Annotated in this window: 18 protein-coding genes; 10 read left to right on the top strand and 8 right to left on the bottom strand. The window is 45.9% G+C overall.

Features of this window, described 5'->3' with window-relative positions; genetic code table 11:
• The first annotated feature begins 72 nt into the window (after positions 1 to 72).
• The 5 genes from ASD24_RS20575 to ASD24_RS20595 all read left to right on the top strand — a co-directional run bounded on the left by ASD24_RS20575 (position 73) and on the right by ASD24_RS20595 (position 5,039).
• Positions 73 to 1,356, top strand: a complete 1,284-nt coding sequence (locus ASD24_RS20575) for an ABC transporter substrate-binding protein (protein ID WP_056699767.1) — start codon at positions 73 to 75, stop codon at positions 1,354 to 1,356.
• Positions 1,357 to 1,521: 165 nt separating this feature from the next.
• Entirely contained in the window at positions 1,522 to 2,424 is a 903-nt protein-coding gene (locus ASD24_RS20580) for a carbohydrate ABC transporter permease (RefSeq protein WP_056699769.1), read from the top strand.
• A gap of 2 nt (positions 2,425 to 2,426) precedes the next feature.
• Positions 2,427 to 3,266 (top strand): carbohydrate ABC transporter permease, encoded by an 840-nt coding sequence (locus ASD24_RS20585; RefSeq protein ID WP_056699773.1) that lies wholly within the window; start codon positions 2,427 to 2,429, stop codon positions 3,264 to 3,266.
• Between the two features lie 44 nt (positions 3,267 to 3,310).
• Positions 3,311 to 4,540: a rhamnogalacturonan acetylesterase gene (locus ASD24_RS20590; protein ID WP_082560482.1), complete on the top strand. Its 1,230-nt coding sequence runs from the start codon at positions 3,311 to 3,313 to the stop codon at positions 4,538 to 4,540.
• 76 nt (positions 4,541 to 4,616) lie between these two features.
• Positions 4,617 to 5,039 carry a sensory rhodopsin transducer gene (locus ASD24_RS20595; RefSeq protein WP_397339626.1) on the top strand — a complete coding sequence of 141 codons (423 nt, stop codon included), beginning with the start codon at positions 4,617 to 4,619 and terminating at the stop codon, positions 5,037 to 5,039.
• 114 nt (positions 5,040 to 5,153) lie between these two features.
• Here ASD24_RS20595 and ASD24_RS20600 read toward each other — a convergent pair whose 3' ends face one another.
• The 4 genes from ASD24_RS20600 to ASD24_RS20615 all read right to left on the bottom strand — a co-directional run bounded on the left by ASD24_RS20600 (position 5,154) and on the right by ASD24_RS20615 (position 10,043).
• Positions 5,154 to 6,347, bottom strand: a complete 1,194-nt coding sequence (locus tag ASD24_RS20600; RefSeq protein ID WP_056699781.1) for a Ger(x)C family spore germination protein — start codon at positions 6,345 to 6,347, stop codon at positions 5,154 to 5,156.
• Positions 6,344 to 7,813: a spore germination protein gene (locus ASD24_RS20605; protein WP_056699788.1), complete on the bottom strand. Its 1,470-nt coding sequence runs from the start codon at positions 7,811 to 7,813 to the stop codon at positions 6,344 to 6,346. Before ASD24_RS20605 ends, ASD24_RS20600 begins: the two co-directional genes overlap by 4 nt.
• Entirely contained in the window at positions 7,794 to 8,900 is a 1,107-nt protein-coding gene (locus ASD24_RS20610) for a GerAB/ArcD/ProY family transporter (RefSeq protein WP_056699792.1), read from the bottom strand. The genes ASD24_RS20605 and ASD24_RS20610 overlap by 20 nt, the downstream gene beginning before the upstream one ends.
• A gap of 201 nt (positions 8,901 to 9,101) precedes the next feature.
• Positions 9,102 to 10,043: a DMT family transporter gene (locus tag ASD24_RS20615; RefSeq protein ID WP_056699795.1), complete on the bottom strand. Its 942-nt coding sequence runs from the start codon at positions 10,041 to 10,043 to the stop codon at positions 9,102 to 9,104.
• Positions 10,044 to 10,166: 123 nt separating this feature from the next.
• Between ASD24_RS20615 and ASD24_RS20620 the strand changes: the two genes are divergently transcribed.
• Complete coding sequence (locus ASD24_RS20620) at positions 10,167 to 11,546, top strand: aminotransferase-like domain-containing protein (protein ID WP_056699798.1); 1,380 nt, start codon at positions 10,167 to 10,169, stop codon at positions 11,544 to 11,546.
• 138 nt (positions 11,547 to 11,684) lie between these two features.
• Here the strand turns inward: ASD24_RS20620 and ASD24_RS20625 are convergent, their stop codons facing one another.
• Entirely contained in the window at positions 11,685 to 13,010 is a 1,326-nt protein-coding gene (locus ASD24_RS20625) for a glutamate-1-semialdehyde 2,1-aminomutase (protein ID WP_056699799.1), read from the bottom strand.
• 105 nt (positions 13,011 to 13,115) lie between these two features.
• A complete protein-coding gene (locus tag ASD24_RS20630) occupies positions 13,116 to 14,162 on the bottom strand; it encodes an LCP family protein (RefSeq protein WP_056699801.1) in 1,047 nt (348 codons plus the stop codon).
• Positions 14,163 to 14,367: 205 nt separating this feature from the next.
• Between ASD24_RS20630 and ASD24_RS20635 the strand changes: the two genes are divergently transcribed.
• Genes ASD24_RS20635 through bcp form a run of 4 tightly spaced genes read left to right on the top strand, consistent with a single transcriptional unit; the run spans position 14,368 to position 17,503 of the window.
• Positions 14,368 to 15,414: an ABC transporter ATP-binding protein gene (locus ASD24_RS20635; RefSeq protein WP_056699803.1), complete on the top strand. Its 1,047-nt coding sequence runs from the start codon at positions 14,368 to 14,370 to the stop codon at positions 15,412 to 15,414.
• On the top strand, positions 15,415 to 16,209 hold the full coding sequence (locus ASD24_RS20640) for an ABC transporter permease (protein ID WP_056699805.1): 795 nt from the start codon (positions 15,415 to 15,417) through the stop codon (positions 16,207 to 16,209).
• A gap of 4 nt (positions 16,210 to 16,213) precedes the next feature.
• Positions 16,214 to 16,999 (top strand): ABC transporter permease, encoded by a 786-nt coding sequence (locus ASD24_RS20645; RefSeq protein ID WP_056699807.1) that lies wholly within the window; start codon positions 16,214 to 16,216, stop codon positions 16,997 to 16,999.
• A 33-nt stretch (positions 17,000 to 17,032) separates the two neighbouring features.
• Entirely contained in the window at positions 17,033 to 17,503 is a 471-nt protein-coding gene (gene bcp / locus ASD24_RS20650; RefSeq protein WP_056699810.1) for a thioredoxin-dependent thiol peroxidase, read from the top strand.
• Positions 17,504 to 17,683: 180 nt separating this feature from the next.
• Here the strand turns inward: bcp and ASD24_RS20655 are convergent, their stop codons facing one another.
• Both ASD24_RS20655 and ASD24_RS20660 read right to left on the bottom strand, forming a co-directional pair.
• Positions 17,684 to 18,781 carry a GerAB/ArcD/ProY family transporter gene (locus ASD24_RS20655; protein WP_056699813.1) on the bottom strand — a complete coding sequence of 366 codons (1,098 nt, stop codon included), beginning with the start codon at positions 18,779 to 18,781 and terminating at the stop codon, positions 17,684 to 17,686.
• A 42-nt stretch (positions 18,782 to 18,823) separates the two neighbouring features.
• Positions 18,824 to 19,927, bottom strand: coding sequence for a GerAB/ArcD/ProY family transporter (locus ASD24_RS20660; protein WP_056699816.1), 1,104 nt, complete (start codon positions 19,925 to 19,927; stop codon positions 18,824 to 18,826).
• Positions 19,928 to 19,944: the final 17 nt, after the last annotated feature.

The raw sequence follows: 19,944 nt of genomic DNA on the forward strand, positions 1-19,944 counted from the left end.
TGTGAAAGCGTTATCAGCAAAGAAAAGGTAACCCGTTCACACAACCATATCAACATAAAAGGGGAGATTGGCATGGTGAAAAAGGCAATATTCCTGATGATGGCTGCGTTGCTGGTTTTTACAGCAGCATGTAGTTCAGGTGGAGGATCAGAAGGCTCGTCCTCGGATGGATCAGTTAACCTACGAATCGCTTGGTGGGGTTCAGACGCACGGCATGAATACACACAGAAGGTCATCGACCTGTACAAAGAGAAAAACCCGAATGTCAAAATCGACGTGGAATATGCTTCATTTGATGACTACTGGAAAAAGCTCGCTCCACAAGCAGCGGCAAGTCAGTTGCCTGATATTGTGCAGATGGATATCTCCTATATCAGTCAATATGCACAGAATGGTCAGCTAGAGGATCTGGCTCCATATCTGGGCAACCAGATCAAAGTAGATGATGTCTCTGAGAATGTTATCAGCACTGGCGTAATTAACGGCAAACAATATGGTGTGCCTGCTGGTGTTAACGTTCTGGGTTTCCAATACGATCCAGCATTGCTTCAAAAAGCAGGTGTGGATGCCATTCCGGACAATATGACTTGGGAAACCTACGAAGAGCTGGGTAAACAAGCCGCGGATAAAGGTCTGTATTTGGATGGTGGAGTAGCGCCGGATATCTTCTTCCACTACTTCCTGCGTACAAAAGGACTGTCACTGTACAATGCGGAAGGAACGGGGCTTGGCTATGACGACGATAAATTATTCGTTGAGTTCTTCGGACTTATGCGTCGCATGATTGAGCAAGGTGCAGCACCTACTCCAGATATCGCTAACCAAACCAAAGGCATTATTGAAGAATCCGATCTTGTTAAAGAAAAAGGAATCGGTGTATGGCAATGGTCGAATCAGTTCGTAGCATTGCAACAAGTAGCTAACCGTCCACTTGCATTCGCACCAATGCCAGGTCCTGATATGGAAAAAGGACTTTACATGCAGCCAAGTATGTATTGGGGTGTAACGTCCAACTCGAAAGTAAAAGAAGAAGCAGCTAAATTCATTGATTTCTGGGTGAACGATGTAGAAGCTAACAAATTGATCAAAGGTGAGCGCGGTGTGCCAATCTCTGGAGCAATCAAAGAAGCGATTGCACCTGAACTGAGTGACGCAACGAAACAGGTATTTGAATTCGTAGCATCGATGGAGCCTAATGCTTCACCTATGAGCCCACCACCACCAGTAGGTTCACCTGAAGTGATCTCATCTTTAGCTGATGTTGTTGAAGAATTGAACTTTGGCAAAATCACACCAGAGCAAGCGGCAGAGACATTCCGCAAAAATGCTGAATCTGTTCTAGCCAACAATAAATAACAGTTGAATGATTGCTTGCTCATCCCGAGACTGGGATGGACGGGAATAGGGCTACTCGCTTCTGCGAGGGCCTTTCCCCGTCCAATCATTTGGAAACCCGGCGGCCGCAGAGGCTTTGCCGCCCCAGTCATAGCGCAAGCAGATCTATAAAGGAGGTTCGTTCCATTGAGGCAGTATTCGTCGTTACGTAGAAACCTGACCGGATATGCGTTCATCAGCCCGTTCATTATTGGCTTTCTGGGTTTTACGCTGATCCCCATGTTTGTTTCTCTATATATGTCATTCACAAGTTATAACTTGTTCACTTCTCCGCGCTGGATCGGGCTCGACAACTACTACAAAATGTTTTTTGAAGACCCGAAATACTGGAACTCGGTTAAGGTAACATTCCTGTATGTATTCATTGGGGTACCGTTAAGGTTGATCTTCGCCCTCTTCGTAGCGATGATCCTGAATACTGGCTCTCGCATGGTTGGAACGTACCGTACCTTGTACTACTTACCATCTATCATTGGTGGTAGTGTCGCTGTATCCATTATGTGGCGTAACCTCTTTAGTAACGAAGGTGTCGTTAACAGTGCACTCGTAGCAATCGGAGTAGGACCAATAAGCTGGTTCGGTGATCCTAATGCATCCCTCGTTATGCTAATCTCGCTGTCCGTGTGGCAGTTTGGTTCCTCCATGTTGATCTTCCTAGCGGGTCTCAAAAATATCTCTCCTGAGATGTATGAGGCAGCGGGCGTGGATGGAGCAAATCCGATTCGTAAATTTTTCAGCATTACCTTGCCACTCCTCAGTCCAATTGTTCTGTTCAACCTGATCATGCAAACCATTGGTGCATTCATGACGTTTGTACCTGCCTACATCATCTCCAAAGGAGAAGGCGGCCCAATGGACGGTACGATGCTCTACTCCCTGTACCTGTTCCGTCAGGCGTTTATGTTTAACAACATGGGTTACGCTTCGGCAATGGCCTGGATCATGTTGCTGATGATTGGTTTGCTTACTGTAGCGGTGTTCCTGACATCTAAATTCTGGGTGTTCTATGAATCCGAAGGAGGGAAGTAACGATGGTTTGGAGAAATGTTAAATGGCCCATTTATCACCTGTTCGTTGCAGCACTAGCCCTCCTGATGCTCTATCCAGTGCTCTGGATGCTGTTCAGTTCCTTCAAGGAGAGCCGTACCATCTTCGTTACGGCAGACACTCTCTTCCCAGCAGAATGGATATGGAGCAACTATGTTGATGGCTGGAAAGGTGCTGGCGGCAGACCGTTCATGGATTACATTACGAACTCGCTAGTCATTGTTATCATCTCAACTATTGGTGCAGTGATATCGTCATCATTGATTGCTTTCGGTTTTGCCAGACTCAACTTCAAAGGACGTGCCTTCTGGTTCTCCATTATGATGTTGACTCTTATGCTGCCACATGACGTTGTACTCGTTCCTCAATATATCATTTTCACAAAGCTTGGTTGGTTGAATACGATACTGCCGATCGTTGTTCCTACATTCTTCGGGATGCCGTTCTTCATCTTCCTGATGGTACAGTTCATTCGAACGATTCCTAAGGAATTGGATGAGGCAGCTACGATTGATGGATGTAACAAATTTAGGTTGTACATTCAGATTATTATGCCACTCATCAAATCATCATTGGCTACTGCCGCAATCTTCTCCTTCTATTGGAGATGGGAGGACTTGCTGGGTCCAGTATTGTACCTGAATTCACCGGATAAATACACCGTTTCGATGGCTCTGAAAATGTTCCTGGATAGCGAATCTGCCTCCAACTGGGGAGCGATGTTCGCGATGTCCATCGTCAGTCTCGTACCTGTTGTAGCTGTGTTCTTCATCTTCCAGAAACAAATTGTACAAGGGATGAGCACTAGCGGTTTGAAAGGCTAATTGCACGCGTTGGAACAGAACGCTGAACAAGGAGGCTATTTCCATTGAATAATGCTCAGGATCGTCATGCCGTTGCCTCGGAGGCAACGGTAGAGAACAACGAGAGTACAGTTACAGCATGGAAGTTTAAGTTTGGCCCTGGAGAGGAAATAGAAGGATACAAGGCGGTATCTTCGAGTACAATCTATGAGGAACAACAGGGATTCGGATTTGAACGAGGCTCCATCGTGTATGAGAAACAACGGATTTATGACAATGAGTCATCACGAGGAGCTAATCGCACTCAAGGTAATGGGGAGACGGTTAACCTGGCCTTCCAATTACGTTCAAGCTTCTGTATTCCAACGAAAGCCGCTTTTGTCATGGATGTGCCTGATGGTACGTATCAAGTAATGATGATTGCAGGAGATGAGCTGGCTGAGACACGTACTCGTGTCAAAGCTGGAGAAGGTAGGCTTATGTTGCCGACCATCCATACGTTGCCAGGACAATGTGCAGAGGTTCGATTCTCCGTCGTTGTTCGAGGGGGCAAGCTTCGCTTATCCTTCTCTGGCCCAGCACCACGAATTAATGCATTGGAAGTAACGCTTGCGAATCAGACCATGACGGTGTTTCTTGCAGGGGATTCCACGGTTACGGATCAACCGGAGAGTGGCTACCCCTACTGTGGTTGGGGGCAGTTGTTACCGGCTCAATTCAAACACGATGTTGCTGTAGATAATCATGCGCAGTCAGGGCGCAGTTCTCGCAGTTTCATTAATGAAGGGCGCTTAGGTGCCATTCAGAAGAAGATCAAGGCAGAGGATTTTCTCTTTATTCAATTCGGACATAACGATGAGAAGCCAGATCCTAGCCGGGGAACGAAGCCTTTCACAACATATAAAGAGCATTTGAAAAAATATATTGATGTCGCCCGTGAGGCAGGAGCCCGTCCAGTGCTGGTTACTCCTGTTCATCGTCGCTATTTCGCAGACGACGGTACGCTGACAGATACGCATGGCGATTATATCGTAGCCGTACGTGAATTAGCGCAAGAGGAGGAAGTGCCGCTGATTGATCTTGCTGAGCGAAGCCGTCTTTTATTCGAGCAGACAGGCATCGAGGGCACCAAAGAGGATTTTATGTGGGTACTACCTGGTGAATTTATGAACTTCCCTGCTGGCGTGGAAGATAACACGCATTTTCAAGAACGCGGCGCTCATCGTCTAGCTCAGCAAGTGGCAGAAGCCATCCGTGAGTTAAGATTACAGCCATTACAGATGTTCTTGCGTTAGGGAAGAGTTCTAACAAGAGTTCTAACAATGAAGCAAGGGTCAATCGGAAGCACTCAGTTAAGACGAGGAGGTTGGCATAGTGGGAACGAATCAGACAAATGTTACGAGCGATAATAAAGGAAACAGCGCTGGGGGAGCAAAAGGCCATACATATTGGGTGATCCCCGACGGATACATTCCTCCAGATAGTAGCGGTACATTGGAGAGCCATGAGAGCATCTGTGTACTGAATACAGGCACAGAAGATGCTGAACTTGAGATCACCATTTTTTTCGAGGATCGGGATCCATTGGAGCAGATCGCGGCAACGGTACCTGGGCGGAGAACCAAACACATCCGAACAGCTTCCTTACAAGCAAATGGTGAGTCGATTCCACTCGGAGTGCCTTACGCTATAACAGTGTCCAGCAATGTAGCGATCATAGTGCAGTACAGTCGTTTGGATACAACGCAGCCTGAATTAGCATTGATGAGTGTAGTCGCTTTTCCGATAGCTTAGATGAGTAATGGTGGAACACCAACAATGTTAGAACATCAAAAGGATAGCACACTTTAGCGCACCAAAAGACGATGCATCTACCCTCTGCTTACTGTAGGGGATATGGATCGTCTTTTATTTTGAAGCATTATATTTATAGGTGCTTGCATTCATAATGTCGACACGGACGTCCACCTGACCCAGCTTGAAATGGGCGAGAGGATCAGCTCGTTTGTTGGCGTGTGTAGCCCACAAGGGATGGTCATGTCGGTATAGGTACTCGACCAGGCCATAGGTATCTATTTTCATCGCCTGTGTATGTTGAAAGGTATGTCGTATTTCGTTCTGAATTTGCTGCGCAGCTTCTTGTTCCAGCATGCGTTTGGATTGATGGGTGCTATGGTCTTCAATGATCGTGCCTTTAACGATGGTCTTCAGATCAAACTGAACCCCGGTTCCATTCTTATTCGCTCGTATCACGGTTCGTGGATCACGGAGCATGAGGGATAGACTGGGTGTTTTTTGCTTGTCAGAATAGACGTACAGAGGATACTGATAGACTTTGTTGTAGTTAACATACCTTGCTCCTGCCGCATGATCTGCGTCGACTTTTCCTTGATTCTGACCACCTGTGATAACGTAAAATCCATTCATTTGCACGAGCGGTGGCTTCCGATCCTGGTTTGTCCATGTGTGATTGGTATTCGTAACAGAGGGAACCAGAACGGTAGACGCGGGTTCTCGGAATCCATCTAGAAGCTGATGCATTCGAATAGGCTCAAACGCTGAATATTGTTTATATAACTTAACCGGCTCGAATAACTCGATCGTCTGTTCAGATTGGTTCAGCAGAGCGGATGAAGAGAGCAGATCCTTCATATCGTCCGTCGTAGCGTAAATCCAAGGCGTATAACGAAGTTGCCCGGAATGCATAAGTGTATCAAAGATATCCTCTAGATGCCCGTTTAGCGCATTTTGAGTTAAGACGATGGCCTTCACATGGGTCCACAACGTCTGCTGTTGAGAACTGCGGTACAGATCGTTGACAGCCATATTCAGTGTTGCTCCTTCACCTTGACCGATCCAGACTTGGCTTCCCTCACGTGAGGTAGGTCCATCTTGCTTCGCAATACTCGAAAAATCAATGAGTTGCGCATAGGCGACATAGTGATCCTTAACATAATCAATACCCAGCGCAGTGATGAAATTGATGCTCTGGACTTCCTTCGAATCCCAGCATCCAGATAGAGGAATAGCCATAATAATGGCAATCAGCCAGAGCCCTGTTTTTCGGGTAAGGCATGTCATGAACCGCACAGTGTACTTCATGATTTCCCCTTCTTTCGGGTGGAATCTTGAGTATGCAGAGCCTTAGGGCGTTGTTTGCGTTTCAGTGTAGGCAGCATCGATACAGATTGAGTAAAGTCACCAGGAATATAAGGAGATACAGGAGACAGGTATGATACGCCGTAACATTCTAGTGACACCAAGTGTACGATTATGGCGAAGAAACCAATCATGAACCCATATAGCCCGAGCACAGAAGAGAGAACCAGCATGGAAATTCGGATCTGTGAAGTGGCTCCCCCTAGCACGGAATTCACAAGGATGTAGCTAGAAATAACAGAGATTGCCACAGTCACAATGATGGTGGGGGAGGTAATTCCCGCTCGAATGGCTGCATCTCCGATAATGAGTCCGCCGACGACACTAACCGTCTGTCCCAGTGCTCTGGGAAGTCTACGTCCAGCTTCATTAAATAATTCAAACATAAAGATCATTAAGAAAGCTTCGAGTGTAACCGGCATAGGTAACCCCATTCGGGTACCCGCAATAGTCGCGAGAAGAGGTAGTGGAATCTGTTCCAGATTGAAGCTTGTAAGTCCGATATAAAAGGCAGGAAAAAAGCAGGCGATTAATAACCCCGCAATACGAAGAATCCGCTCAAAGGTTACGATAAAGAACGGGGTACTCTCGTCTTCGGGTGACTTCAGTTGATTGAATAAGGTAGTAGGTGCAATTGTTGCTACTGGAGAACCTTCGATGAGAACAGCAAAGCGACCGTTAAGTATGGAATCAACAACATAATCAGGACGTTCAGTACTATCTGTTAAAGGAAAAATGCTTTTGATTCCGCCCATAACAGCCCTTTCGACAAGTGAGGTTCCGAGAACGCCATCGAGTTCAATCTGATTGAGATTGTTGCGGGCTTCACTTAGAATATCCGGGTTAATAATATCGCCTATATACAACAGTCCCATGGAGGTTTGTGTCCGGTTACCTTTGACGAATTTTTCGTAACACATGGAGTCACTTTTTAGACGTTTTCGAATCAGGGCAATGTTGGTGCTAAGCTCTTCGGTAAACCCATCGCGGGGTCCCTTGACTGATGTCTCAATGGCGGATTCCTCGGGTGTACGACCCGGAATAGAGGCGATATCCATGCTATAGGCCGGATGCCCTTGCCCGAAGAATAGGACAAGTTGTCCGCTAAATACGAGACGATTAATGTTAGGCACATCCTGTATATCCTGAATGGAGCTCATGGAGAGCCCAAGCTGTGAAGGTAATGACAAGCTTGCATCTAATTCAGCCTTTTCTAGTCGAGGAGCAATATATTGATTAATCTGTTTGGTATCTGTTAAGCCCTCACAATATACCAAAATGACAGATAATCCAGCGGGCTGCTTAGAAGGGTAGGCTTGAACAACAACGTCTGCACAGGACTTAAACAACTGCTGTAACGAAGCATGAAGGGAATCTGGGGACTGGGAGTTAATCAGTGTGTGTTCCATGTTGTTTCCTCCTCTGAGCGCGCGAACTGAACCACGCAGTGAAAGTGGCGACTACAGCAAGGCTGCTCAGATACAGCACGTTAACTGGGAAAATAACATGTACGAGCAAAAATTCGAACGTGATATCATCCAATGGATGTAACATCGTCATAATAAAAACGACAGTGAGCGCGCTAAAGGCAGCTTTTCTTGTATAGGCGTTTTTAATATTCCATATCTCCACCACAATATACATACCAAGGGATATCCGTGTAAAAGAGCCTGCGAGCCACTGGTAGATCGAAAAGAAATCTGTTTGGGCAATATATTTGCCCAAGGAAGCAATGCGCCACTCCTCAAAAGCGGGATAACGCATTTTGGCTGCCTCATATGGGTCGAATTCCACAATGGCTCCGATCAGTGGGCCAAGTGTTAGTCCTACGATGATGCAGGCCAGTAATAGATATTGCCACAGTCGAATGCGAGAACGCAGATGAGGCTGAATATACCAGATAAACAACAACTCAAACATGCCAGCCAGGCAGTATACTGTGCCATTCATGACAGGCGACCATCCATGCTCAAGTACAGGCAGTAAGCGGCTGTAGTCCTTGTACTGCATGTTAACGATAGCTACATAGAAGCCAAGCAGGACAACGAGTGGAAGCAGCAATCCAGCTGTGAACGCCAGTGTACGTATGCCTTTATAGGCAGTGTAGCCACAGACAGCCATCAAGGCTATGGTCGTCGCGATTACCGGAGTATCCTGCAGATAGTTCGTTTTGGTCCAAGTGGTCGTATCGTGCAAAGTGAAATAGATCAAGGACAGGAAGAAGAGGCTGTTCCCTATACGAAACAGCAGACCAATCGGTTTACCGAGATGATTCGACAACCAGTTATTGAAGGTTTGATGCTTAAGATGCCGGGAGACGTAGGCAAGCATGAGGGTGAATAAGAGGAAGGGACCTGCAGACAGCAGAACGGATATCCACGCATCTCGTTTGGCAGCCGTGAGAAGAGCCGGGATGATCAATACGTGACTGACAAGTCCCACCGTTAACATCATAAGCATTAATGCTTGTAAGAATGAAGGCTGGGTTGATTTCATGCTGAGAGAACCTCTTTCCTAATAGAGGCTGTTCAAAAAGTTTCTAGTTTCATCCCATCTTCTTGGTACTGAAAACCGTCCTTTTTGAACACGCACTTATAAGATTATCTCAGCAGTGTTTACTTGAATCCTGTGCTTCATACAGGTGTGGGTTACATAGGTCGATGTATTTGCTTAATCCTACAATGAATTAATGCTAACTCAGGCTCTAGGTTTAGCTTCTAGACTACGCTTTCTACCACTCATGTTGGTGCCGAGAACACCCGCAATAATGAGCAATGCTCCGATAAAATGATAGCCACTAACCGGTTCATGTAGAATCCAAGCCCCGCCTGCAATTGAAATTAACGTGGACAGATTGCTAAATACGCTCATCTGCGAAGCCTCCAAATGGGTCAAGGCGTAACTGGCAAGCAGGGTAGAGAACATTGTTGATAATATAGCCAGATAGGCGATCGAGCCCAGATAAGAAGCATCCCCAAGTGGTTTGATATAATCCGATAATGTCCCGACTGAAGTATGGCGAATGACAGATGTGACGTTGAAGACAATGGCTCCAACCATCAAGGTCACCCACGTCAATTCCATCGGTTTATATTTTTGCGTCAAGGGTCGTGCAAGAACACCATAACCTGCAAAGCAAATGGTAGAGAGCAGAAGTAAGGCAATGCCCTTAAAATTGCCGAGCGACATCGCAGTGCCTTTCATCAAGAAGATGTAGATCACACCGGCCACTGACAACATCAGAAATAGCTTTTGCATCGTTGTTGTTCTTTCCTTCAGAAAGACCGAAGCTAGAATGAGCGTGAATACAGGAGCCATTGCCTGGATAATACCAGCTTCTGATGAATTCGATGAGACTAGCCCGAATGTCTGAAATGCGAAGAATAATACCGGGGATAGAAGCCCAAGTGGGATAATCCGTAATAGATCTTGCCACGTGAGCTTAATCCGAATCCATCCAAAAACAACAGGTATACTGACTACTAACAGGGACAACGCGAATCGGTGTGCTAACACATCAATCGGGTGGGCAATATTGACTGTCATTTTGGCAAATAGAAAGGATAAGCCAATAATAGCCGCATAGACAACGGCTGCCATATAGGCCAAACCTTGAGTACGAGTAGGGGATTGCTTCATGTCGATTCCTCCGCTTAGTTCATAAGATCATGTTGACCCTATCAATATACTGCCGAGAATAACGTGTTACAATAAACATAAATACAGACTGTACCGGTACAATTGTGGAGGTGCGAACGTGGAATGAAGAAGAAATATGAAGTGATCGCAGAGTCCATACAACGTTGGATTCAGGAGCAAGCTCGTGAGCAGGACACTCGGCAATGGTTGGACAAGGGGATCAGGCTTCCGGCAGTTCGTGCCTTAGCCGAACAGCATCAATGTAGCATCAGCACCGTGATTAGGGCGTATGAATGGCTGGAGGAACGACATCTGGTGTATGCGATTCCTCAGTCCGGCTATTATGCTGTACAGAATGGAACAGATGTAGATGAGGCTGAATGGAATGAGCCCCTGGATTTTGCTTCAGCTGCACCTGATCCACGCGTATTCCCGTACTCAGATTTTCGCCATTGTGTGGATCAAGCGATGGAGAAGAAACAGGCTGATCTATTTCTATATGGAACGGAAAGAGGTCTGCCTTCGCTCATCCAGCTGGTGCAGAGACAGTTTGCTGATTATCAGGTTTTTGCTCGTATAGATCAGTTCTTTATTACATCTGGTGTACAGCAGGCGCTTGCAGTGCTCGCGCTAATGCCCTTTCCAAACGGGAAGCAACGGGTGCTGCTTGAATTACCGACATATCACAATATGCCATCACTATTAAGTGGATTAAACGTGCCGATTGTGGGGGTTAAGCGTTCGCTGAATGGACTAGACTGGGATGAATTAGAACGCCAATTTCGTGAGGGAGATATCAAATTTTTTTATGTAATGCCACGCTTTCATAATCCGCTCGGAACGTCACTGACAACATCAGAGAAGAAGCATTTAATTCGGCTAGCCATGAGGTACGATGTTTACATCGTTGAGGACGATTATTTGGCGGATCTGGAGGATAATTCGAAGCAAGATCCTTTATTTTCCTATGATACAGAGGGGCGAGTCATTTATCTGAAGAGTTATTCCAAAATCCTGTTCCCCGGCCTGCGTATAGGTATAGCGATCCTGCCTCCGAAACTTACCACTGCCTTCAATATGTACAAAAAGATGCTCGATATTGACACCTCCGTACTGTCTCAGGCTGCGCTAGAGGTCTATATCAGTAGTGGCATGTTTGCCCATCATGGCAAAGTGATTCGTAGCCGTTATGCCGCGCGCATGCTTAAGGTTCATGAACAGCTAGACGCCTATCCTGAATTTACACCTTTCAAGGAAGCGCCGCGTACAGGAGGAGAACATACGGTGTTACCACTCCCATCGAACATTCCTCTTAAGGCATTGTTGGCGCGTTTGGAGCAGCATGGAGTTATGGCAGGGACTACGGAGCGGTATTACCCGGAGGGGTTGCATGGGGATAAAATGCTGCGATTGAACATTTCGAATGTGCCGAAACAGCGAATTGCAGAAGGAATGCAGATTATTGCAGAGCAGATTACGAAGTTACATGTTGTACAGTATTAAAATGGATCAGGAAGAAACGCATAAAAAAGAGGCGTCGTAAACGGTCACCATCACCGTTTATCGACGCCTCTAAGGCGTGTCTGAGAATTACGAAGGATGCACTTCACCGAGTTTTCAGACACGACTTAGCGTCTTATATTACTCCTGAGCCATCGCTTTGAAGGAAGCTTCGGCTGCTTCTAATGTTGCTTGTACATCCTCATCGGTATGTGCAGTAGTCAGGAACCACGCTTCATACTTGGATGGAGCTAAGTTAATGCCACGGTTCAACATATGCCGGAAGAAGGAGGCGAACTGTTCTCCATCTGTATCCTGTGCCTGATCATAGTTCGTGATCGGGTGATTACAGAAATGGGTGGAGAAGGCGCCGCGGATTCGGTTGATTGTTACATCGATGCCATGGCGATCAGCTGAGGCCTTCAGTCCTGTGGTCAGATCAATTGCCAGACGTTCCATTTCTTCGTACACACCTTCACCTTGTAACACTTCAAGGCAGGCAATACCAGCAGAGATCGAAGCCGGGTTACCCGCCATTGTGCCAGCTTGATAAGCAGGGCCGAGCGGAGCAACTTGTTCCATGACATGTTTACGTCCGCCATAAGCACCAATCGGGAGACCGCCACCAATAATTTTACCTAATGCGGTCAGATCTGGTTCAATCTCAGCGTGATTTTCCAGACCAGCATATGTCTGAGTAGAACCATAGTGGAAACGGAATGCGGTAATAACCTCGTCATAGATGACGAGCGAACCATTGTCTCGTGTCATCGCGCAGAGCCCTTCTAGGAAGCCAGGTTCTGGCATGACCATACCGAAGTTACCTACGATGGGTTCAACCATTACCGCGGCAACGTCGTCACCCCAACGCTCCAGAGCGTCTTTGAGAGCATCCAGATCATTAAAAGGAACGGTAATAACCTCATGGGCGATACTCGTTGGAATACCTGCGCTATCTGGAATACCAAGCGTGGATGGGCCAGAGCCAGCTGCTACCAATACGAGATCGGAGTGCCCGTGATAACAGCCAGCGAATTTTACAATTTTATTGCGCTTGGTATATGCACGTGCTACACGGATCGTTGTCATGACAGCTTCGGTACCTGAGTTGACGAAACGAACTTTATCCATGGAAGGAATCGCTTCTTTTAACATTTTGGCGAGATGAATCTCAAGCTCTGTTGGTGTGCCGTACAGGATGCCATTCGCAACTGCCTTCGTAATCGCCTCTGTAATATGGGGATGGGCATGTCCTGTAATAATAGGGCCGTAAGCTGCGAGGTAATCAATATATTTGTTGTCATCAACATCCCAGAAATGAGCACCTTGTGCCTTTTTCATGAATACGGGTGCACCGCCGCCAACGGCTTTGAACGAACGAGAGGGGCTATTAACGCCACCAACGATATGTTGGAGTGCTTCTTCATATAAAACTTCGGAACGTGAACGAGATGGGAATGAGTTCATGGGATAACTTCCTTTCAATATGGTTTGCATGATATCTATTCATAAAACAACACAGCGAGAGGGCAGCGTGATAGCTGCCCTCTGTGTGTTTCTACTTCGAAGTTGTTACTGTGCTGGTTGTTCGGAGGATTTGGGTTCGTCACCACTAGCCGTTTTATCTTCCGTTACCGTGCTGCTGTCTTCAGGCTCAGCAGGCGGATGAATGATATCCTGAATGTGCTGTCTGAGCTTCTCTTCATTCGTAACAGTTAACACTTGTGCTCCACCGGCTGTGCGCTCTTCCTTGAGCATGGTCATTGGTGGAATCTGTTCACTGCCGTTCATGCTACTCTGATATCCGAGTCCACCCAGCTTCCACATATCGGAAAGGGTGAGGTTCGTATCTACATAAGGGCTAACCTCTTCCAGAATGGAAGGCAGCTTTGCGATGGTTGTTGTCGACTGCATCTTCGCTGCAACCGCCTTGAGGAACTCGCGTTGACGCTCTGAGCGAGCGAAGTCTGACATGGCATCATGACGGAAGCGTACATACATCAGAGCGGTATTTCCATCTAAATGCTGATAGCCTTTTTTAAGATCAATGTCGTATTCGTTATTGTCAGCTTTACTTGTATAGTGCATGTCCTTCTCTACATCAAAATCCACACCGCCAACGGCATCCACTAATTTAATGAATCCTTGGAAATCCGTATACACATAATACTGAACAGGGATACCAAGTAAGTCACTTGCGGCTTTCATTGCTGTGTTAGGGCCATGTGTAATCGCGGTATTAATCCGATCCTTACCGTAGCCGTCTATATTCATATAAGTGTCTCGCAGAATGGAGAACAGATTGATTTTTTTGGTGAGTGGATCAAGTGATACCACCATCATGCTGTCTGAACGAGGAACTTCGCCTTTGGCTAATCCACGAGCATCGACACCCATAACCAAAATATTTACGGTGTCGGTTCCTTCCCACTTCGGTGGGTCAGGTGTGTTCACTTTTTCAACATTTTCGATACCGGCAAACGGAGATTCGTCGCCTTCCTTTTGCAAACCATTCAACTGATTGAGAATAGAACCGAAATAAAATGCCGCGACTCCACCAACAATCAATACGAAGGCGGCAAGAGAGATCCATATGGTTCTCTTCGTCTTTCTGGTCATGCTAGCTCTCCTTTGTATTCAAAATGAATTTAAAAAATCAGTCCGATGATCATCTAGCCGAGGTTTTCCGAGCACGACCTCTTTCACAGATGCGAGAGAGGACGCTCCTCACACTATTTTAAAGCTTGCTGAATTTCGACTGATACCATTATAATTTCTTTTTGGGCTACAAGCAATTTCAACAAAATCCAAGTGAGGTATAATCATGCTGGCGATTGATGTCAAAGATTTACGCAAGTCGTTTAGCGTTCAGAAGAGCCGTGGAGGGCTCAAGGGCGCGTTTCAGGATTTGTTTGCGCGTCAATACCAGGAGGTATTGGCTGTAAACGACATTTCGTTTCAAATTCCGCAAGGCGAAATTTGTGGATATATCGGGGAGAACGGTGCCGGCAAATCAACAACAATTAAGATGTTGACCGGCATTTTAGTGCCTACTTCAGGCCAAATATCGGTTGGTGGATATGTTCCTTATCTGGAACGGGAGAAGTTTGTACAGAACATTGGCGTTGTATTTGGTCAGCGTAGTCAGCTCTGGTGGGATATTGGCGTTATTGAATCCTTCCATTTGCTACGCAAAGTATACCGCGTAGGTGAAGTAGATTTCCGTAAACGACTGGATGAGCTTGTTGAGCGTCTACAGCTTCAAGACCTGCTCAACCGTCCAGTGCGTAAGCTTAGTCTTGGACAGCGCATGCGCTGTGAGCTAGTAGCAGCCTTGCTACATAATCCAGGCATTGTATTTTTGGACGAACCGACCATTGGACTTGATATTGTCGTGAAGTCCGAAATTCGGGAATTTTTGAAAGACATGAACAAGCAGCATGGTACAACTATTTTGCTGACCACCCACGATCTTCAGGATATTGAGGCGCTTTGTTCAAGAGTAATTATGCTGGATGCAGGAAACATCATCTATGACGGCGGTTTGGATCATCTGAAATCCCAATGGGGAACTGAGCGAGAGATTCGCTTCAAATTCGGCACAGCACACACGATGAGCCAAATGCAGGAATGGACTGCCGCGATGCCTGTACGCTGGACAGTGGAGAACGAGCTGTCGGCATCGGTCTGGATTCCATTGGAGCTTAATGTATCAGACGTGCTGGGAAGGGTTGTTGGACAGGCTGATATTACCGATATTCAGATTGTTGAGATTAATACGGACGAGATCGTACGTAGTATCTATCAATCCGGTTCCGCCGAGCGCCCTGAGATTGTAGCGGCAAACAACGAAGCGGTGGGTGTATCTTAGATGAACAGTGCATTTATTGATTTCATGCGCATTCGTTTTCTAACGATGCTGGCATACCGGGTGAATTATTACTCCGGCATTTTGATATATACGCTGAATATCGGCGTGTATTACTTTACCTGGCAAGCAATTTACGGAGGAAGCGGAGAAATTGGCGGCTTCACGGCTGCTCAGATGACGACGTATGTTGCAGTGTCGTGGATGGCGAGAGCATTTTATTTTAACAACCTGGATCGGGAGATTGCGGCCGACATTCGGGATGGCTCCATAGCGATTCAATTCATCAGGCCGATTAACTATGTGATGGTCAAAATGATGCAAGGACTCGGTGAAGGTATATTCCGCTTCTTGCTGCTCATGATACCAGGCATGTTGATTGCCATTCTTCTCTTCCCGGTGGAACTGCCTACTGCGCCTTCGGCGTGGATTGGTTTTCTAGTGATGCTGTTCTTCAGTTTCTTGATTAATTCCCAGATTAACGTCATTACGGGACTTGCGGCATTCTTTGTGGAAAATAACGAAGGTATGATGCGCATGAAACGGGTTGTAGTGGATCTGTTCTCTGGTTTAATTATTCCGATCAGCTTATATCCAGATTGGTTGTCAACCATCATGAAGCTGTTGCCTTTCCAAGCGATCACGTATCTGCCTGGTTCTGTATTTACGGGAAGAGTAGAAGGCACAGGCATATGGAATGTACTCGGTATTCAGGTGCTGTGGTTTGTTCTGCTGCTGATTCCGATGATGCTGATCTGGCGGCAAGCGCGTAAGCGTTTGTTCGTGCAAGGGGGTTAACGGAATGTATTATTTAAGTTTAATCGGAGAATATCTCAAAAATTACATGAAAACCAGGCTCACCTATCGTGCCGACTTCTGGGTTGAAATTATATCGGATCTGTTGTTTCAGGCAACGAATCTGATCTTTATCTTTGTTGTTTTCCGTCATACGGATAATCTAGGTGGCTGGAGTGAGAGTGAAGTTCTCTTCGTCTATGGATACTTTATGGTGCCGTACGGTATCTTTAGCTGCTTCGTTAATCTGTGGGGGTTCAGTGAACGCTATATCGTCAAAGGAGAGATGGATCGCATACTGACTCGACCTGCGCATAATCTGTTCCAGATCTTGCTAGAGAATGTCGATCCGCCGGCGCTGGTTGGTTCGTTCATTGGTTTGATTATCATGGGCATAAGCGGAGCAGAAATGGGACTGGTACTGGAGTGGTGGCATATTCCGGCTCTGATCATTCTGGCACTAAGTTCAGTCATGATCTACACGGGTATTTATACGATCCTGACCTCGCTCTCGTTTTATTCGGACGCACCGACAGGCATCCTTCCTTTGATGTACAACATTCAAGGGTATGGTCGTTATCCAGTGACGATCTACAATCGTGCGATACAGGTACTGTTAACTTGGATTATTCCATTTGCTTTTGTGGGAATCTATCCAGCAGCGCTTTTCCTAGAACGATCTGAGATGCATCGTATGGCGCTGCTTACACCAGTCATGGGACTCGTATTTGGCTCGGTGGGTTTACTTCTATGGAATTACGGCGTGAAACGGTATCGCGGGGCAGGTTCGTAATTTATATAGTGCGAAGATTAGGGAGGATTTGAGATGACATTAACCGTAGGCCAGATGGCTCCTGATTTTGAACTTCCGTCCAGTACGGGAGAGAATGTTAAGTTGTCCGATTATCGTGGACAGCGGGTAGTGCTTTATTTTTACCCTAAAGATATGACCTCTTCTTGCACACAGCAGGCCTGTGATTTTCGGGATCGACATGAAGAGTTTCAAGGATTGAATACGGTCATTTTGGGTATCAGTACAGATCCGATGAAGCAGCACGACAAATTCATTGCTAAGCATGGACTGCCATTTACCTTGTTATCAGATGAGGAGCATCAAGTAGCAGAGCAGTATGGCGTATGGCAGCTTAAGAAAATGTATGGCAAGGAATATATGGGCATTGTGCGCTCCACCTTTTTGATTGACGAAGAGGGAAAACTCATGAAGGATTGGTCGAAAGTGCGAGTGAAGGGACATATCGAAGCTGCACTTGAGGCTGTTCGGGAGTTATCGAGCTAAGATAGGGTAAGGATAAAATGTGAAATTAAACAAAAAAAGGCTGTGTTTAGGGAATGAACGATTCCTGAAACATGGCCTTTTTAGCTATATAGAGAGCATCCAGAAGAGGGATGGCCATAGTCGCTCCATTACTTATCAGATTGCTTTGCTTGTTGACTGGCTTTCCACTATGCACCCAATTTAATTTTGCTTAGACTTGCCGTTTCGGATTCGGTGAACTAACAGCAGCAGTAATGGAATGAGAAATCCTGTTGTAATATCCCACATAAGCCAAGTATCGCCGGTGATAACCAAATAGTACAGCACATTGGGGGCGAGCAGCACGGCCATGGAGAAAAATAACATGGAGGACGGTAGGATCAGCATTTTATGAGTTTTAAGTTGGAACAATTGAGCAACACCTGCTACAAACGAATACATGTACATGAGGCTTTTGAAATAGGTAGAGATCAGCCAGGCGGAAGCCATCATTGCCTCAATCCGAAGAAACGAACCTCCGATGTTTATTTTTTTGGACAAGAAATAAGAGATATAGATATTATGTTGGGTGATAAAAGACCCTGTAACTGCCAACGACAACAAAACGAGAAATGTGAGCATGGTACCCGCTGTCAGAGATGACAACAACAAATCTCGCTTGAGATGGGTCTTTGTGCGGACATAAGGAATAACCATCATTAGTGCAAGTATATCCCCAAAAGGAGAGAAGGCACCTATCGCAACGCCCTTCCAGAATTCGAGCATACTTGAGTTAAGTATGGGCTTGAGACGAGATAACTCGACTTGTGGCAAGAGACCAAGGAGCAGAATAAGCATGAACAATACAAAAATAGGAAGCAGAATTTCACTCGTTGCTCCGATGGTACTAATTCCTTTGAGAAGAGCCCAGGTTAGAGCTGCCACCATCAGGATGATGATCGCTCGAATCGGAGTTGCGATATATACCTTCGTAGTTAAGAAATCTCCAACTTCTCTTATACACGTAAAGGCGATCATGGCAAAGTAAAATAGATAGGCTATCGTGAAAATAGTTCCTATCCATTTGCCAAGGATTTTCATACAGATCTGAACAAAGTTCAACTCTGGGTGAGTGCGGTGGAGTTTATAGATTACATACACAATTAGTAGACCTAATGGTTGACTTACAATTGAAGCCAGCCAAGCATCCTGCTTAGCGGAGGCAGCAACCATTGAAGGGTAGATCAAGGTCATGTCGCCAAGGATGACCAGGAAGGTGAGTGCTGTGAACTGTTTAAGTGTAATCGTTTCGTTGTTCATACCCGGACTCCTTTAAGCGCTCATGATTTTCTGGCTGACTGTTCATGATTTCTTTCGATGAGAAAGCGATTTAATCCAATGAATCATGAGAAGTAATCCTGGAAGGATAATGCCTATCGTAGTATCCCAATCTACCCAATAAGGTACGACAGTTATAATGATATACGTAATTCCAGGCGCAATCACATTGGAAAGTCCAAAGATCAGAAGGCCTGTAGGTAGGATAAGTCGACGATACTGTTTCATGTTAAACAGTTCGGCCGTTCCCAACACGAAGACATACAGATAGATACATGCTTTAAAATAAGTAGAGATTAACCAAGCCGAAGCCATAAAGGCTTCAATACGCTGGAAAAAGTCACCGATGTTAATTTTTTGCGACAAAATGAAAGAAGCATAGATATTATGCTGTGTGAGAAAAGCACCCAGAACAAGCATAGAGATCGTGACCAGCGATGAGAGAATGAGATTTCCGATGCCTGCAGCCAGAAGGATATCTAAGTTTCGATGAGAGGTCTTGGCTGTATAAGGAAGAAGCATAAGAATAGGCACAGCTTCGCCTATTGGATAGATGACGCTAACCAAGATGCCTTGAGCAATAGACATGCTACTATTCTCCCTGTACGGCTTCAGATTGCTTATTTCGATCTGAGGTAATAGGCAGACAACAAGAACAATAATGAACAGAATAAGCAAGGGTAATAGAAGCTCACTGGATCGCCCAATTGATTCCAGACCATGGTGAACAGCCCACACAATAGCAATGGTAAATAGCACTATAACGACACGAATCGGAGTGAACTGGAATATTTGAGTTGTCATGAAGTCCCCGACCTCTCGGGTCTGAGTTGCAGCTCCGATTATGAAAAAATACAAGTAAAAGAGAGTCACCAATGTTCCAGGCCAATACCCGAGTATAGATCTGGAGATGGAGACAAGGTTCTGACCCGGATAGGCGTTGCCCAATTTAAGGAACATAGCCATGAGACCCATTCCTAACGGGATGCCGATTAGAGCACAGATCCAAGCATCTTGCTTCGCATAGGACGTAATTACGGAAGGATAGATCATCATCATGTCACCAACGACCATCATGATCGTTAGCGTAGCCAGTTGCCTTGTTCCAAGCCGTCCTTGCTCAAGCATATCGCCACCCCCTTCTT

This window comes from Paenibacillus sp. Root52, from assembly GCF_001426865.1.
In the GTDB taxonomy this organism is placed as follows: Bacteria; Bacillota; Bacilli; order Paenibacillales; family Paenibacillaceae; genus Paenibacillus.

Bases quoted from the DNA above. Each gene is read 5' to 3' on its own strand.
- ASD24_RS20610 (WP_056699792.1), bottom strand. From the start codon at position 8,900: ATGAAATCAACCCAGCCTTCATTCTTACAAGCATTAATGCTTATGATG.
- ASD24_RS20585 (WP_056699773.1), top strand. From the start codon at position 2,427: ATGGTTTGGAGAAATGTTAAATGGCCCATTTATCACCTGTTCGTTGCA.
- ASD24_RS20615 (WP_056699795.1), bottom strand. From the start codon at position 10,043: ATGAAGCAATCCCCTACTCGTACTCAAGGTTTGGCCTATATGGCAGCC.
- ASD24_RS20645 (WP_056699807.1), top strand. From the start codon at position 16,214: ATGTATTATTTAAGTTTAATCGGAGAATATCTCAAAAATTACATGAAA.
- bcp (WP_056699810.1), top strand. From the start codon at position 17,033: ATGACATTAACCGTAGGCCAGATGGCTCCTGATTTTGAACTTCCGTCC.
- ASD24_RS20630 (WP_056699801.1), bottom strand. From the start codon at position 14,162: ATGACCAGAAAGACGAAGAGAACCATATGGATCTCTCTTGCCGCCTTC.
- ASD24_RS20635 (WP_056699803.1), top strand. From the start codon at position 14,368: ATGCTGGCGATTGATGTCAAAGATTTACGCAAGTCGTTTAGCGTTCAG.
- ASD24_RS20640 (WP_056699805.1), top strand. From the start codon at position 15,415: ATGAACAGTGCATTTATTGATTTCATGCGCATTCGTTTTCTAACGATG.
- ASD24_RS20600 (WP_056699781.1), bottom strand. From the start codon at position 6,347: ATGAAGTACACTGTGCGGTTCATGACATGCCTTACCCGAAAAACAGGG.
- ASD24_RS20575 (WP_056699767.1), top strand. From the start codon at position 73: ATGGTGAAAAAGGCAATATTCCTGATGATGGCTGCGTTGCTGGTTTTT.
- ASD24_RS20660 (WP_056699816.1), bottom strand. From the start codon at position 19,927: ATGCTTGAGCAAGGACGGCTTGGAACAAGGCAACTGGCTACGCTAACG.
- ASD24_RS20655 (WP_056699813.1), bottom strand. From the start codon at position 18,781: ATGAACAACGAAACGATTACACTTAAACAGTTCACAGCACTCACCTTC.
- ASD24_RS20620 (WP_056699798.1), top strand. From the start codon at position 10,167: ATGAAGAAGAAATATGAAGTGATCGCAGAGTCCATACAACGTTGGATT.
- ASD24_RS20625 (WP_056699799.1), bottom strand. From the start codon at position 13,010: ATGAACTCATTCCCATCTCGTTCACGTTCCGAAGTTTTATATGAAGAA.
- ASD24_RS20605 (WP_056699788.1), bottom strand. From the start codon at position 7,813: ATGGAACACACACTGATTAACTCCCAGTCCCCAGATTCCCTTCATGCT.